The sequence below is a fragment of the Streptomyces chattanoogensis genome (assembly GCF_001294335.1).
Taxonomy (GTDB): Bacteria; Actinomycetota; Actinomycetes; order Streptomycetales; family Streptomycetaceae; genus Streptomyces; species Streptomyces chattanoogensis.
In genome coordinates this window covers 49802-64503 of record NZ_LGKG01000150.1, presented here as the reverse complement: position 1 = coordinate 64503, position 14702 = coordinate 49802, and the positions used below count along the sequence as shown (strand labels likewise).

Genomic DNA, 14702 nt, shown 5'->3' with positions numbered 1-14702 from the left:
TGGGCGCAGCGGCCCCGGCCGTTCCCGCGCCGATGCCCGCGGTGGCGGGGGCCGCCGGTACGGCGGTCCTGCCAGGGCTTCGTACGAGAGCGCTCTCCGGCCGCGCCACCCTGACCGCGCTCTGCCGCTGGCGGACCTAGACCGCCCGGGTGCAGCCGGCCGAACCGGCTGCCGCGCGTCGCCAACCGGACCGAGGCCAGGGCCCCATGACCCGCCCTGATGACCCGCCCTGCCCGGTCGGCACGCGCAAGGAAGCCCCTGAACGCGTCTTCGTCCTTTGTCGTCCTAGTGAGAGCGGACCCATGCATTCCTTGAGCAAGTCCCGAAGCAATTCCCTGAGCAACTCCCCGAGCAATTCCCTGAGCAACTCCCCGGGTGGTTCCCCGAGCGACTCCGCGAGCGCCGTCGCGTCCCCCGCCCGTACCGCCCTTTCCGGGCTGGTCGGCAACACCCCCCTGCTCCACGTGTCCGAGCCCCTGGCCCCCGAGGGCCGCGGCTTCTGGGCCAAGCTGGAGGGCTTCAATCCCGGCGGTATCAAGGACCGCCCGGGTCTGCACATGGTCGAGCGGGCCCGGGCCCGTGGCGATCTGCGCCCCGGGGCCCGGATCATCGAGTCCACCAGCGGCACCCTCGGACTGGGGCTGGCCCTGGCGGGGATGGTTTACGGCCATCCGGTCACGCTGGTCACCGACCCGGGCCTCGAGCGGTCCATGACACGGCTGCTGACCGCGTACGGAGCCGAGGTCAACGTCGTCTCCGAGCCCCACCCCACCGGCGGCTGGCAGCAGGCCCGCCGCGACCGCGTGGTGCAGCTGATGGAGCGTCACCCCGGTTCCTGGTGCCCGGACCAGTACAACAACCCCGACAACACCACCGCATACACCCCGCTCGCGCTGGAGCTGGCGAGCGAGCTCGGCCATATCGACGTACTGGTGTGCAGCGTGGGTACGGGCGGGCACTCCGCCGGCGTCTCCCGCGTCCTGCAGCACCACTACCCCGGGCTGAAGCTGGTCGGCGTCGACACCATCGGCTCGACGATCTTCGGGCAGCCCGCCCGCACCCGGCTCATGCGGGGCCTGGGGTCGAGCATCTATCCCCGCAACGTCGCCTACGGCAACTTCAGCGAGGTGCACTGGGTCAACCCGGCCGAGGCGGTGTGGACGTGCCGGCAGCTGGCCACCTCCCACTACGCCACCGGCGGCTGGAGCGTCGGGGCGGTCGCCCTGGTCGCCGGATGGCTGGCGCGCACGATGCCGGCGGACGCCCGTATCGCGGCGATCTTCCCCGACGGCCCGCAGCGGTACCTCGGCACGGTCTACGACGACGACTACTGCGCCGCCCGCGGCCTGCTCGACTCCCCACCGGACCCCGAACCGCAGGTGATCGGCCGCCTGGACGAGAAGGAGGTCACCCACTGGACCCGGTGCGCCGACGTGGTCGATCCGCTCTCCCTCGCCGACGCGGAGGAGGGTGAGGGGCGATGAAGGGAACCTTGCGGCAGGTGCGCTCCTATCCGCGCAGCGTCCAGCTACTGATGGTGAATCAGTTCACCATCAACCTCGGCTTCTACATGCTGATGCCCTATCTGGCCGCGCATCTGTCCGGGACGCTCGGGCTGGCGGGCTGGACCGTCGGACTCGTGCTCGGCGTACGGAACTTCAGCCAGCAGGGCATGTTCCTGGTCGGCGGAACCCTGGCGGACCGGCTCGGCTACAAGCCGATGATCATCGCCGGCCTGATGCTGCGCATCGTCGGCTTCGCCACCCTCGGGCTGGTGGACTCCCTGCCCGCCCTGCTGGCCGCGTCGGCCGCGACCGGGCTGGCCGGGGCGCTGTTCAACCCGGCGGTCCGGGCCTACCTGGCCGCGGACGCCGGGGAGCGGCGAGTGGAGGCGTTTGCCCTGTTCAACGTCTTCTACCAGGCCGGGATCCTGCTCGGCCCGCTGGTGGGCATGGTGCTGACCGGCGTCGACTTCCGCATCACCTGCCTTGTGGCGGCCGGCGTCTTCGCGCTGCTGAGCATCGTGCAGATCCGGGCCCTGCCCGCCCGCCGCGCCGACGGAGCGGAGCAGGGCCAGGACGGCGGGCGGGAGAGCGTGCTGTCCCAGTGGCGCAGCGTCGTGGCCAATCCGCCGTTCCTGCTCTTCTCGGCGGCCATGATCGGCTCGTACGTCCTGTCCTTCCAGGTCTACCTGGCCCTGCCCCTGGAGGTGCGGCGTCTCGGTGGCGAAGGCACCTCCGGCACGGCGGCGGTGGCGGTGCTCTTCGCCGTCTCGGGCCTGAGCACCATCCTCTGGCAGACGAAGGTGACCGCCTGGTGCAAGGCGCGCAGGGAGCCGGGCCGGGCGCCGGCGCTGGGGCTGCTGACCATGGGGGCGGCGTTCGTACCGCTGCTGATCGCCACGGCCTTGCCCGTACCGGGCGGCGGAGTGGGGCGGTGGCTGCTCGCCGCCGTGCCGCCCGCGCTGTCCGCGCTGCTGCTGGCGCTGGGCACGATGATCGCCTACCCCTTCGAGATGGACACCATCGTCCGGCTCTCCGGTGACCGCCTGGTCGCCACGCACTACGGGCTCTACAACACCATCTGCGGCGTCGGCATCACGGTCGGCAACCTGCTGACCGGCGCCGCTCTGGACGCCTCCCGGGCGGCGGGCGTCTCCGCGCTCCCGTGGATCGCCCTGCTCGCGCTCGGCCTCGCCTGCGCCGCCGCGCTGTACGGGCTGCACCGCACCGGCCGCCTGAAGCCGACCGCGGCCAAGGCGCAGCCGGGCCCCGTGACGGTCTGACGGGGCCGGTCCAGCCGGACGGAGGGGCGGGCAGCACCCTCGCCCGCCCCTCCGTCCGGTCACCCCACAGCGCCTGACGTCAGCCGTTGGGCCGGTGGACCGGCTTCGCCGACCAGGCCGCGGTGACGGTGCCGAGTGCCTCGGCCGCGCGCTGGGGCAGCGCGGGCGACGTACGGATCGTGTTGCTGAACTCGACGTGCAGGAAGGGGACGCCTTCCGCCGCCGCCTTGCGGCCCTGGACATTGGTCCGGCCCTCGAGCGGGCAGGAGCGTGCCCAGGCGCGGCACACACGCCATGTGCGAGCGCGCAGGGCATCGGCAAGAGCCTGGCCCTCCGGGCGGGCCCGTTCGCCCTCGCCGGTGGAGGCGATGACGTCGTAGTCCGGGGCGGAGTCGTCGGCGAATCCGTGCACTTGCATGCCCGGCAGACCGCGTTCGGTGAGTTCGTCGCAGACGGCGTCGAAGACGGTGTCGGTGCGGTGTGCCACATCTGCCGCATCGCCCTGCCCGGCTCTGCGGTGTGCACCCGCAATCACCATGACGCCGCCGCGTGCGCCCCGCAGGACGCTCACGCCGAGCTGTTCGGTGCGGGAGTCGGCGACGGGGTGCGGCACCTGCACGGACCAGTGGGCCGGGGCGCCGAGGTCGACGTAGACCCGCCCCCAGCCGCGGGGAGCCGGACCGCGCTCCGTGCGGTCGCCGACTTCCGCGTACCGCCGGCCGGTGGCGCTGTCCGTGAGGGTGCGGATCTCGAAGTCCACGCCGGAGAGCTGCTTCTGGGCCTGTGCGCGGTGTCCGTCGAGGAGCAGCCCCACGCCCCGTGCGATCGCCTGCCGCTCCACGCGTGCCGGATGCCGGTAGCCGCCGTCCTCGTGGAAGCCCGAGGTGTAGTCGGAGATCCGGCGCGTCAAGTCCACCGCCCCGGTGGGGGTGTTCGGCCGGTCGGACCCCGGACCGGTGGGCCGGCTAAGGCTCACCAGCACCCAGGTGAGCGCCGCGACAGCCGCTACGACCAGAACTATCGTTATTTTTACGGTATTTGTCTGGCTGGCTCTCATGGTCGTCAAAGATATCCGGGGCGCCCGAGCGGTATGAGGGCGAACGGGGGTGAATCACCCTCATTTGCCGTGGCCCGGATCACATTCCGCTTTTTCGCCCAACCTCTCTCTCCGTGGGGCCCCTCTGAGCGGTCGCATGCAGCGTTACGAGCGATCGTTCGGCATCCACGGTTCCCAGAAGAGGAGTGCTCCGTTGCCCGCTCCGCCCCCGAAGCGGTGGCACACGGCCCGCCGGCGGGCCGACATGTCCTTGTTGGGTGGCATACGTCCCCCCATCGCTGTGCTGTCGATCCTGCTGCTCGCCCTGACGGGCGTCACCGCGCTCACCCTCGGCCGCGTCGGCCACGACCGCGTCCCCCAGGCCGTTCTGACCTCCCAGCAGCACTTCGCCGAGGACGGCGCCATCGCACTGCGCGCTTCCATCGACGCGAGCGCCGCCGCCATGACCCGGACCGCCGCGCTGTTCGGCACCGCCGACCCGGTACCCGCGGACGCCGTCCTGGACAAGGTCGGCGACCTGCGCCAGAAGTGGCTGGGCACCGCCGTCGTGGACGTCACCTCGGGCCGGCTGCTCGCCGCACGCGGCGAGAACCTGCCGCTGAACGCGATCGACCGCGCCGGGCTCACCGGCGAGAACGGCCTCGCACCCCGCCTGGTCCGGCTGCCGAGCGGCGAGGCCCGCCTGCTCACCTTCGCCCTGCTCGACCGGCCCGGCGAGCCGAAGAGGCTGCTGGTCGCCTCCCGCGGCCTGACGTTCCCCGGCGTCAGCGCCGGCGGCTCCCGGACCCTCGCCGTCATCGACCCGCAGGGCCGTGTGCTCAGCCGGAACGGCGGTCCCGAACCGGCTCAGGGCGCCTCCGGCCGGCAGCGTGACGAGCGCGCCCGCTCCGGGAAGCAGCTGAAGGCGTTCGCCGCGTACGCCACCGAGAAGGCCAAGCAGCACCCGCTCAAGGCGAAGGAACCCGGCTCCGGCGGTTTCCAGGGCGTCAGCGGCAGCGTCACCGGTGACGCCGACCGCGGGCACCGCGCCATCGCCGGATACGCCACACTCGCTGCGCACCAGCCCGGCGAGGCCACCGCCGCGACCGGTCTCGGCCTCACGGTCGTCGCGACGGTCAAGGTTCCCGAAGCCCCCGCCGCGGCCGGCCGCCCGGTCTTCGGGCTTCTCGCCGCGGCCGCGCTGCTGCTCACCGGCGGGCTCACCGTGGCGCTGCTCCTGGGCACCGTGCAGCGCCCGTTGCTCAACCTGTTCCGGGAAAGCCGCCGCCTCGCCCGCGGGGACCTCGCCCGCCCCGTGAACGCACCGAAGTACGGCGAGGCGGCGCGGATCGGCGGCGCGCTGGAACGGCTGCGCCGCCAGCTCCTCGGCGAAGCGGCCGAGCAGGACCTGCAGACCGGGCAGGACCTGCAGACCGGGCAGGACCTGCAGACCGGGCAGGCCGAACCGGCCCGGCAACCCGGCACGTCACGGCCCCGTCCCGCCCGGCCCCGCTTCGGCACCCGCACCCTGCTCGCCGTCTGCGGTGTGCTGCTGCTCGCGTGGTCCGCACCGCTTCTGCTGCTGTTCAACCGGGCCGGCGGCTCCGTCGACGTACCGCAGCAGATCGTCGACGACCAGCGTGAGCGCACCGCCACCCTCACCGACCGGCTGCGCCTCACGCTCTCCGAGGGCCACGCCGAGCTGGTGGCGGCCGCTTCCCACCTCGGCGGCGGTACGAAACCGGCACGGATGGCCGAGGTCCTCCAGCGCACGATGGCCGACAACCTGCGGTACATCTCGGTGTACGTCGTCGATGCCGGCGGCCGCGTCCTGGCCCGGGCGGGAGGCGAGCCGCACAGCCCCAAGGGCAACGACCCGGCCACCGCGCCGATCCGCGTCGTCGACGACCAGGGCAAGGAACCGCTGATCACCGCGGCCGCCGAGGTCGCCGGGCGGCGGGGCGTCACCGTGGTGGGCGAGTTCCGCATCGAATTCCTCAACTCGATACTCAGGCGGCCCGGACTCGGGGTGGTCCGTGTCGTCGACGCGGAGCGCCGCGTCGTCGCCGGGAACACCGGCTATCTCGCCTTCGAGCCCCTGCCGGACAGCCGGATGGACGCCCTCGCGGAGAAGACCGAAGCCACCGGCCAGAAGGCCGAAGCCCCTGGCCGGAAGGCTGACGGCACCGACCACAAGGCGCAGAAGCCCGGCAAGAGCCCGGTCCCCACCGGCGTCCTCCTCCGGGACGGCGACGAGACCCGGATCGCCGCGGCGGCCCCGTTCGCGGACGGCGGCGCGGCGAAGCCGCTCGGCTGGACCGCCGTCAGCTGGCAGCCCGCGTCCGGACTCGCCCTCGCCGAGAACGACCTGGAAAACATCACGGTGCTGACGGGCCTGCTCGGCATCACCGCGGCCGCGGCCTGTCTCGGCTGGCTGCACATCGTCGTCGTACGCCCCCTGCGTGCCCTCGCGGACCGGGCCGAAGCGCTCGCGGACGGCGACCGCCGCACCGTGCTCTACCCGACCCACCACGACGAGGTCGGTGCCGTCGCCCGCAGCCTGGAACTGATCCGGCAGCAGCTGTCGGAGCAGGGGCACGGGCAGGGGCAGGGACAGGGGCACCCCCACGACGGCGCGACGCCCTCCGCCGGAAGGAACTGACCCACCGTGCTCTTCCTCTACACCGTCCTCGTGGTGTGCTGCGCCGTTCTGCTGGTCGCGGGCATCATCGAGCAGCGCCGTCACTTCGCCAGTCTGCGCCAGATGCCCACCCGGGTGCTGGTCAACGGGATCCGCGGCAAGTCCTCCATCACCCGGCTGTGCGCGGGTGCGCTGCGCGGCGGCGGGCTGACCACCGTGGCGAAGACCACCGGCACCGCCGCCCGGTTCATCCACCCCGATGCCACCGAGGAGCCGGTCTACCGCAAGTTCGGCATCGCCAATGTCGTCGAGCAGATCGGCATTGTGCGGCGTGCCGCGGCGTACCGCCCGGATGCGCTGGTCATCGAGTGCATGGCGGTGATGCCGGCGCTGCAGGAGATCAACCAGTCCAAGCTGATCCGGTCCACCATCGGGGTGCTGTGCAACGTCCGTGAGGACCATCTGGCCGAGATGGGGCCGACGCTGGACGATGTGGCCCGTTCGCTGTGCCGGTCGATGCCGGAGGGCGGGATCTGCGTCACCGCGGAGCGGGAGCGGTTCGCCATCCTTCAGGAGGAGGCCGACGCCCGCGACTGCAAGCTGATCTACGCGGATCCGGAGTCCGTGACCGACGAGGAGCTGCGCGGCTTCAGCTGGTTCACGTTCAAGGAGAACGTGGCGATCGCGCTGACCGTCGCCGAACTCCTCGGCGTGGAGCGGAGGACGGCCCTGCAGGGCATGTACGACGCGCCGCCGGACCCCGGAGTGCTCTCCGTCGAGCGGTACCTCACCCCCGACGGGAAGAAGCTGCGCTTCGCCAACGTCTTCGCGGCCAACGACCCCGAGTCGACGCTGATGAACATCCGTCAGCTGCTCGATCTGGGCGCCGTCCGGCGGCCGCTGAACGTGGTCATCAACTGCCGCCCCGACCGCGTGGAGCGCAACGGCCAGATGGGCGCGATCATCCCCGGCCTCGACCCGGAGCAGGTCTTCGTCGTCGGCCACCCCGCGAAGTCCGCCATTGACGCGATCCCCGACGAGTTCCGCTCGCGCGCCGTCGACCTGGGCGGCGACGGACGCGACCCGGAGGAGTTCATGGCCCGGCTGCTCGGCCGGCTCGGCCCCGACTCCTCACTCGTCGCCATCGGCAACATCCACGGCCAGGGCGAACAGCTCCTGGAACACCTCGCGCGCCTTCCGGCGGACGGGAGCGCCGACGAACCGGCCCGGCCCGAGCAGCCCGATCACAGCCCAGGAGACCCCCGTTGATCACATCCGCCCTCACCCCCGAGATCGCCGCGATCGGCATCGCCCTGGGCCTGCTCTTCTCCCTCGTCTGCTATCTGACGACGAATCTGTCGCCGGGCGGCATGATCACCCCGGGCTGGCTGGCGCTCACCTTCATCGAGGACATGCAGCGCGCCGCGATGGTCGTCGGCGTCACCGTCCTCACCTACGTCTGCACCCTGCTGCTGCAGCGCTTTGTGATCCTGTACGGCAAGCGGCTGTTCGCCGCCGTGGTGCTCACCGGCGTGCTGCTGCAGGCCACGGTGATGATCGTGCTCTCGCTGCAGTTCCCCCTGATGTACAGCAACCAGACCCTCGGCTTCATCGTCCCGGGCCTGATCGCCTACCAGCTGGTCCGCCAGCCCAAGGGCCCCACGCTGGTCGCCACGGGCTCGGTGACCCTCATGGCCTATGTCGTCCTCAGCGCCGGAATCCTCCTCGGCGTCATGCCGACCGCCTGACCCCCGCCGGAGCAGACCTCATGAGTGCGAAGAAGAAATCGAAGACCAGGTCCGCCGTGCACGCGGCGACGGTGATCACGCTGCTCGCCGCCAGCGCCTATCTGACCGTGGAGCTCCGCAAGGAGGAGCAGGCCGGCGCCCCGGGCGTCCAGTCCGTGGGCGCCCCGCGGCACACCGGCAAGCAGATCTGGGAGCGGCTGCAGAACCCCGACCGTACGGTGCTGCGCGACAAGGACGGCCAAGTCCTCGCCACCTTCACCGACAACGCCCGCACCGCCACCCTCACCGGCCCCAGCCGCACCTTCGCCGAGCCCGCCGCGACCACGTCCCGGGTGGTGACCGAGGACTGGGTGCGGCTCATGCCGGAACCCTGGCGCAAGGGCGCCGAGAACGAGCGGTGGTTCAAGGACTGGTTCGCGAAGAACTACGGCAGCAGGGCGGACGACGTCTTCGCCATGGCCTTCCAGTACGTCCAGGGTGTGCCGGCCAAGAAGAACGGCGAGGGCATCCCGGACAAGGAGCAGGCACGCTCCCTCGACGCCTCGGGCTACCAGCGGCTGGTCTGGGGCCGGCGCGCCCACTACCCGCTGGCCGCGTCCGACACCGCGGGCGGCGGCCTGCCCCGCACCGCCAACGGCATGGCCCGCTCCCGGATCGGCGCCGACATCATCCCGCTGAAGGGCGTCGGCCCGGCCCACCGTCCCCGGTCGGCCGACCTTCTCCAACCCGGTGACCTGGCCTTCTTCAAACTGGACGCCCACGCCAAGCACCGCGTCGACCACGTGGGCATCTATCTGGGCCACGACGCCGACGGCCAACAGATCTTCCTCTCCAGCCGCAAGGAAGCGAACGGCCCGACCCTCGGCGACGAGAACGGCACCTCCCGCCCCGACGGCAGCGGCGACCACCCGCGCACGCTGCGCAGCGCCAAGCGGCTGTAACCGCGCCGGATGCGGCGACGGGCCGTTACGCAGCCGGGGCGGACCCGTCGCCGTCAGGTCAGGAGTGGCTGTTGAGGAAGCCGATCAGGCCGGCGCCCCACCAGCCGAGCTGGCTGACGGCTGCGGCGACGCCGGACCGGACGCGCAGCCGGCGCGGCACCCGGCCGCCCCCGCACCGGTCGAGGCGCTGCCCGAGCCGATGGGCGTAAAGGCCGTTGAGGGTGATGGCCAGTACGAGTCCCAACTTGATCCCGGTCAGCGGCGATTCCAGGTCCGGCCGGAGGAAGAGTCCGGTGACGACCAGGCCGCCCAGCCCCAGCCAGATCGGGCCCTGCAGGGTGCGGGCGGTGCGCAGGACCTCGGCCAGCCGCCGACGGCCGAGCATCCACAGGACGGCGAACCAGTCGACGGCGAGTACGGAGCCCAGCCCGACGACCAGCGCCACAAGATGGAGGAAGCGAGCGGCGATCTGCAGCGGCACGTCCGCGTGAACATGACCGGCCAGCCAGCAGGCGGCCGCCAGGGCGGCGCAGCTCAGGACGCCCAGGGCGGCGAGCGCCCAGGCCGGTGTGAGCGGGGCGTCGCCCGTGGCGGCTCCGTCGGCGGGCGCCGCCCACCCGGGCACCCCGGCGGGCCGGGGCAGCGGAGCGGTCACCGGCAGGTTGGACGTCGGGGCCACCGGTCAGTTCTCCGGTTCGGGGTCCACGGTGCGCGCGAGGGAGCGCGACGAGGGTCTGGGCATGGCTGAAAACTTTCGGTCGAAAGTAAGGTGAGGTGAACCTAAGTAGCCATCGTGTGGAAGTCAACCCGGTCAGAGTCCGGGGCAAAGGCGCCCGTCGGCATCGCAGGGAGCGCGGCAACGGGGGCTCGTGTTCCAGGCATCGAGGGCGGAACGCTGCGCACGGGGCGAACGCGGGTCAAACGCACCGCTGCCCTGTCAAATCGGGCGTCCGTCAAAACCCGGCTACCTGGCCGGGAATCGCCCCCGCGTGATGCTGTGCAGCGCCGTCTCGCAGCGTGAGGACCTCCCCCGCGGCGTCCCCATGTCCCTGCGAGACCGGCGTGCACCACGATTAACGCGAAGTTGCTCGCGTTAACCTTTCCTGGACAATACTTGGCGTGATCCCACACTGCAATACGGAGGCGCCGTGACCACTGCGCAGGCTTCGGGGGAGACCCGCCCCGGGGGACGTACGGCACGGACCCGGCAGGCCGTACTGGCCGCCGTTTTCGAGGAGTTGGGTGAGGGCGGCTTCGCCGCGCTCACCATGGAGAAGATCGCCCAGCGGTCGGGGATCCACCTCGCGACGCTCTACCGGCGCTGGCGCGGCGTCGAGGGCCTGGTCTGCGATCTGCTGACCGGGCTGAGCGCCGATGTGCCGCTGCCCGACACCGGCACGCTCCCCGAGGACCTGCGGGTACTGTCCCGCGCGATAGCCGTGTTCTACCGGGACGACCGCCGGCGCAGCCTGATCGAGGCGGTGGTCTCGGCCGCGGTCCGCGACCCGCAGGCGGCCACGCTGCTGCGGACCTTCTTCGCGGAGCGGTCGGAGCTGTACGGCCGGCTGGTGACCCGGGCCGTCGAGCGCGGTGAAGTGCCGGCCGACACGGACCCGGAGCAGGTGATGGCGGCCCTCGGCGCGCCCTTCTACTACCGGCTCCTGATCGCCCGCGGCGCCGTCGACCCGGCCCTGGCCGAATCCACCGCCACCGCGGTCTGGGCGGCGGTCCGCGCGGGCGCGTACAAGAAGGCGGACACCGCCGACGGCACGCACGACGGCCGGTGACCCTGTCTGGGGGCCACCGGCCGTCGTGCGTGCCGTCACACCGGGCCGGAGCCGCGGCGGGCTACTTCTTCAGCAGCCCCGCCATCCACGCCTCGACCTCGTCCGACCGGCGCGGCAGCCCGGCCGACAGATTGCGGTTGCCGTCCTCCGTCACCAGGATGTCGTCCTCGATCCGGACGCCGATGCCGCGGTACTCCTCGGGCACCGTCAGGTCGTCCGCCTGGAAGTACAGACCCGGCTCGACGGTGAGCACCATGCCCGGCTCCAGCGTGCCGTCGACATACGCCTCGGTGCGGGCCGCGGCGCAGTCGTGGACGTCGAGGCCGAGCATGTGGCCGGTGCCGTGCAGGGTCCAGCGGCGCTGCAGGCCCAGCTCCAGGACGCGCTCGACCGGGCCCTCGACCAGGCCCCACTCGACGAGCTTCTCGGCGAGCACCCGCTGCGCCGCGTCGTGGAAGTCGCGGTAGGCCGCGCCCGGCTTGACCGCCTCGATGCCGGCCTCCTGCGCCTCGTACACCGCGTCGTAGATCGTGCGCTGAAGGTCGGTGTAGCGGCCGTTGATCGGGAGGGTGCGGGTGACGTCCGCCGTGTAGAGGGTGTGGGTCTCCACGCCCGCGTCCAGGAGGAGCAGCTCGCCGGAGCGGACCCGGCCGTCGTTGCGGACCCAGTGCAGGGTGGTGGCGTTCGGGCCCGCGGCGCAGATGGAGCCGTAGCCGATGTCGTAACCCTCGACGCGGGCGCGCAGGAAGAACGTGCCCTCGATGTAGCGCTCGGACGTCGCCTCGGCCTTGTCGAGGACCTTCACGACGTCCTCGAAGCCGCGCACCGTCGAGTCGACGGCCTTCTGCAGCTCGCCGATCTCGAACTCGTCCTTGATCACCCGGGCCTCGGACAGATACGCCCGCAGCTCTTCGTCGCGCTCTGCGGTGATCTTGTCGTTGAGCGCGGCCTCGATGGCGGCGTCGTGCCCGCGGACGACCCGGACCGGCCCGGTGGCCTCGCTCAGCAGGCCGGCCAGCTCCCGTACGTCCTTGCAGGGGACGCCGAGCAGCACCTCGGCCTCGGTCAGGCTGTGACGGCGGCCGACCCACAGCTCGCCCATGCCGCTGAGCCAGAACTCGCCGTTCTCGCGGTTGGAGCGGGGCAGGCGGTAGAGCGTCGCCTCGTGGCCGCCCGCGGTGGGCTCCAGGACGAGCACACTGCCGTCGGTCTGGTCGCCGGTGAGGTAGACGTACTCCGTCGCGGCGCGGAAGACGTACTCGGTGTCGTTGGAGCGGGTCTTGAGGTTGCCCGCCGGGATCACCAGGCGCTCGCCCGGGAAGCGCGCGGACAGCGCGGCGCGGCGGCGCGCGGCGTTCGGGGCCTGCTCGACCGGCTGCAGATCGCGCAGCTCGGTGTCGGCCCAGCCGCTCTTCATGTTCTCCGCGAGCTCATCAGATACGCCCGGGTACAGGCCGTTCTTGCGCTGCTTGATCGGCTGCTCGTCCTCGTCCGGGGTCTCCGGCGTGAGCTCGTCGGTCACAATGCCTCCTTTTGCGAGTGAACCGTCATCCATCGTATGTGCGGATGAGAAACGGTCCAGAGGCCGGAACGTGTGACCTCCCCGGCACGAAAGGTGTGATGTCTCCGGCTAGGAAGATGTGATGTTTACGGCACGGAATCCGTGCCCGGCCCGCCGGTTCCTCCTATTCCTCGAAGCGCGCCGCGAGCAGCACCACATCCTCTTCCGACGCCGGATCGTCCAGCCCGCCCTGCGGCAGCATCGTGCGCACGATGTGATCGACGATCGCCTCCGGGTCGTGCCGGCTCCCCTTCGGGACGCTCGCCGCGGCGGCGTGCAGCCGGGCGAACGCGCGGTCCATGGCCTCGCCCGTACGGTGCAGCAGCCCGTCGCTGTAGAAGAGCAGGGTCTCGCCGGGGGCGAGCTCGATCTCCACGCTCGGCGCTTCCCAGCAGGCGAGCATGCCCAGCGGCGCGGACAGCGTGGTCTCCACGAACTCGGTTCGCAGTTCGCCCATCAACAAGGGGGGACAGTGGCCGGCCCCGGCGAGCAGCAGCTTGCGGGGGAACGGGTCGTCGAGACCGGCCGGCATGGGGGGCGCGGGCGGCCCGCCCGGTGCGCCGGGCGGCGGCTCGGTGAAGGCGAAGAGCGCCGTGGCGCTGCGGGCGGGCTCGGTGAGCCGCAGCAGCAGCTCGAGGTCGGAGAGCACCGCGACCGGGTCTTCCCCTTCCATCACGGCGTACGCGCGCAGCGACGCCCGCAGCCGCCCCATCGCCGCCACCACGCTCGGCCCGGAGCCGGTGACCGACCCGACGGCCAGCCCCAGCGCGCCGTCCGGCAGCGGCAGCGCGTCGTACCAGTCGCCGCCGCCGCGCGGGCCGGTGCTGTGCCGCACCGCGAGCCGTACGCCGGGCACCCGCGGCAGCCGGCTGGGCAGCAGTTCCTCGCGCAGGGTGACGGTGTCCTGTTGTGCGCGGTGGAGCTCCAGGAGGCGGGCGAGGTGCGCGGCGGCGTGCGCGCGGTAGAGGCCGATGAGATGGCGCTGGCGCTCGGTGGGTGCGGCGGGTTCGTCGTAGAGCCAGACCGCGGCGCCGGTTCTGCCGATCGGGTCGGCGATGAGCGGAACGGCGTAACTGGCGGCATAGCCGAGCCGGGCGGCGACCTCGCGCAGACGGGGGTCGAGGTCCTTTTCCCCGGGGATGTCGGGCTCGGAGATCTCGGTGCGCGCGTCCGCGTCCCGGGCGCTTCCCTTGGGCGGGTCGTCGCAGGCACCGGGCTCCGGGAGGCCGTCCAGTATCCGGGCGTACGACAGGGCGCGGCGTGGAACGGTCTCGATATGGCCGATGTCGGCGTGGCCGAGACCGAGGCCGATGGTGGTCTCCGGGCCGAGTCCGTCGGCCGGCGCCAGGACGACCAGTCCGCGGCGTGCGCCGACCAGGGCGGCGCCGGCCCGCAGGAGTTCGTGCAGCGCCTCGTCCAACGTACGGGTGCCCGCGAGCTGTTCGGTGAGGTCGTGCAGGGTGCTGAGGTCCGAGATCCAGCCGGCGAGCCGGTCCTGGACGGCGGCGATGCGGTCGACGGGGGAGATGTCGCGGGAGCCGTCCGGGCAGCTGTCCTGGCGGGAGTCGCAGGAGTCGGCGGAGTCGGGGGAATCGGAGGAATCGTCGGAGTCGGAGGAGGTGTCCGGGGAGGGCTCCGGGGAGGCCTTCGGCGTGAGCGGATCGGCAGTGTGCGCCGGGGCGGGGAGTGCTGGTTCGATTCCAGCCACTTTCGGTACGTGGGGGACGCTCATGGCAGGCAACTCATGTCGCGCCTGCCGTTATCCCAGGTCAGGCCGCAGTTTGTTAGGGAGTGCGGCATTTTGTTGAGTGATGCTGTGCGGTATGTGGGCCCGCTCAATTTCCTCAATAGCATCGCAAACCCCCATGTCATGCTGCTCCGCTATTAATGCCTCCACATGTACACGCACCAGCGATGTGATGTCCAGCATTGTCCCGATGGGGTTTGTGGTGTCAACGAGGTCTGTAGATTGGCCTGAAAATTGCCCCCCAGGCGTCAATTTGAGGTCGACTGGCGGCCATCGACAGCGCGTCATATGCACGATGGCGGGTACCTACTCGGAAAGGTGCGGGGGCAGTTGAGCCCGCGCCGGAACCCTCCAGCGGGCGCGGGCGTCTCATACGGCGACGACCGCGACGCACTCCCAAGTGGCGGGATTGCTCCACCGAACCGCAAGCGCCATGCGTGCGCCACCCCCCGCCAC

General features: G+C 71.7%; 10 protein-coding genes and 1 pseudogene. 7 read left to right on the top strand and 4 right to left on the bottom strand.

Annotated features, from left to right (window positions below; all coding sequences use genetic code 11):
• Positions 1 to 302 precede the first annotated feature (302 nt).
• Both ADL29_RS25300 and ADL29_RS25295 read left to right on the top strand, forming a co-directional pair.
• Positions 303 to 1484 carry a PLP-dependent cysteine synthase family protein gene (locus tag ADL29_RS25300; RefSeq protein WP_078971274.1) on the top strand — a complete coding sequence of 394 codons (1182 nt, stop codon included), beginning with the start codon at positions 303 to 305 and terminating at the stop codon, positions 1482 to 1484.
• Positions 1481 to 2785, top strand: a complete 1305-nt coding sequence (locus ADL29_RS25295) for an MFS transporter (protein ID WP_053925897.1) — start codon at positions 1481 to 1483, stop codon at positions 2783 to 2785. Before ADL29_RS25300 ends, ADL29_RS25295 begins: the two co-directional genes overlap by 4 nt.
• A gap of 79 nt (positions 2786 to 2864) precedes the next feature.
• On the opposite strand, the gene ADL29_RS25290 is transcribed toward ADL29_RS25295, so the two are convergent.
• The gene (locus ADL29_RS25290; protein ID WP_053925896.1) at positions 2865 to 3842 is read right to left on the bottom strand and encodes a hypothetical protein; all 978 of its coding nucleotides are present in this window, start codon (positions 3840 to 3842) and stop codon (positions 2865 to 2867) included.
• 193 nt (positions 3843 to 4035) lie between these two features.
• On the opposite strand from ADL29_RS25290, the gene ADL29_RS25285 reads away from it, so the two are divergent.
• The 4 genes and pseudogenes from ADL29_RS25285 to ADL29_RS25270 all read left to right on the top strand — a co-directional run bounded on the left by ADL29_RS25285 (position 4036) and on the right by ADL29_RS25270 (position 9151).
• Positions 4036 to 6483 carry a methyl-accepting chemotaxis protein gene (locus ADL29_RS25285; protein ID WP_245689625.1) on the top strand — a complete coding sequence of 816 codons (2448 nt, stop codon included), beginning with the start codon at positions 4036 to 4038 and terminating at the stop codon, positions 6481 to 6483.
• A gap of 6 nt (positions 6484 to 6489) precedes the next feature.
• A pseudogene (gene pgsB / locus ADL29_RS25280) lies at positions 6490 to 7695 on the top strand (poly-gamma-glutamate synthase PgsB); the annotation flags it as partial.
• 32 nt (positions 7696 to 7727) lie between these two features.
• Positions 7728 to 8210, top strand: a complete 483-nt coding sequence (locus ADL29_RS25275) for a poly-gamma-glutamate biosynthesis protein PgsC/CapC (RefSeq protein ID WP_046931002.1) — start codon at positions 7728 to 7730, stop codon at positions 8208 to 8210.
• 20 nt (positions 8211 to 8230) lie between these two features.
• The gene (locus tag ADL29_RS25270) at positions 8231 to 9151 is read left to right on the top strand and encodes an NlpC/P60 family protein (RefSeq protein ID WP_053925895.1); all 921 of its coding nucleotides are present in this window, start codon (positions 8231 to 8233) and stop codon (positions 9149 to 9151) included.
• 58 nt (positions 9152 to 9209) lie between these two features.
• On the opposite strand, the gene ADL29_RS25265 is transcribed toward ADL29_RS25270, so the two are convergent.
• Positions 9210 to 9830 carry a hypothetical protein gene (locus ADL29_RS25265; protein WP_053925894.1) on the bottom strand — a complete coding sequence of 207 codons (621 nt, stop codon included), beginning with the start codon at positions 9828 to 9830 and terminating at the stop codon, positions 9210 to 9212.
• Positions 9831 to 10299: 469 nt separating this feature from the next.
• Between ADL29_RS25265 and ADL29_RS25260 the strand changes: the two genes are divergently transcribed.
• Positions 10300 to 10938 carry a TetR/AcrR family transcriptional regulator gene (locus ADL29_RS25260; RefSeq protein WP_053925893.1) on the top strand — a complete coding sequence of 213 codons (639 nt, stop codon included), beginning with the start codon at positions 10300 to 10302 and terminating at the stop codon, positions 10936 to 10938.
• A 61-nt stretch (positions 10939 to 10999) separates the two neighbouring features.
• On the opposite strand, the gene ADL29_RS25255 is transcribed toward ADL29_RS25260, so the two are convergent.
• Positions 11000 to 12460 (bottom strand): aminopeptidase P family protein, encoded by a 1461-nt coding sequence (locus tag ADL29_RS25255; protein WP_053925892.1) that lies wholly within the window; start codon positions 12458 to 12460, stop codon positions 11000 to 11002.
• Between the two features lie 163 nt (positions 12461 to 12623).
• On the bottom strand, positions 12624 to 14231 hold the full coding sequence (locus tag ADL29_RS25250; RefSeq protein ID WP_053925891.1) for a PP2C family protein-serine/threonine phosphatase: 1608 nt from the start codon (positions 14229 to 14231) through the stop codon (positions 12624 to 12626).
• Between the last annotated feature and the right edge of the window lie 471 nt (positions 14232 to 14702).

Bases quoted from the DNA above. Each gene is read 5' to 3' on its own strand.
- ADL29_RS25300 (WP_078971274.1), top strand. From the start codon at position 303: ATGCATTCCTTGAGCAAGTCCCGAAGCAATTCCCTGAGCAACTCCCCG.
- ADL29_RS25295 (WP_053925897.1), top strand. From the start codon at position 1,481: ATGAAGGGAACCTTGCGGCAGGTGCGCTCCTATCCGCGCAGCGTCCAG.
- ADL29_RS25290 (WP_053925896.1), bottom strand. From the start codon at position 3,842: ATGAGAGCCAGCCAGACAAATACCGTAAAAATAACGATAGTTCTGGTC.
- ADL29_RS25270 (WP_053925895.1), top strand. From the start codon at position 8,231: ATGAGTGCGAAGAAGAAATCGAAGACCAGGTCCGCCGTGCACGCGGCG.
- ADL29_RS25250 (WP_053925891.1), bottom strand. From the start codon at position 14,231: ATGAGCGTCCCCCACGTACCGAAAGTGGCTGGAATCGAACCAGCACTC.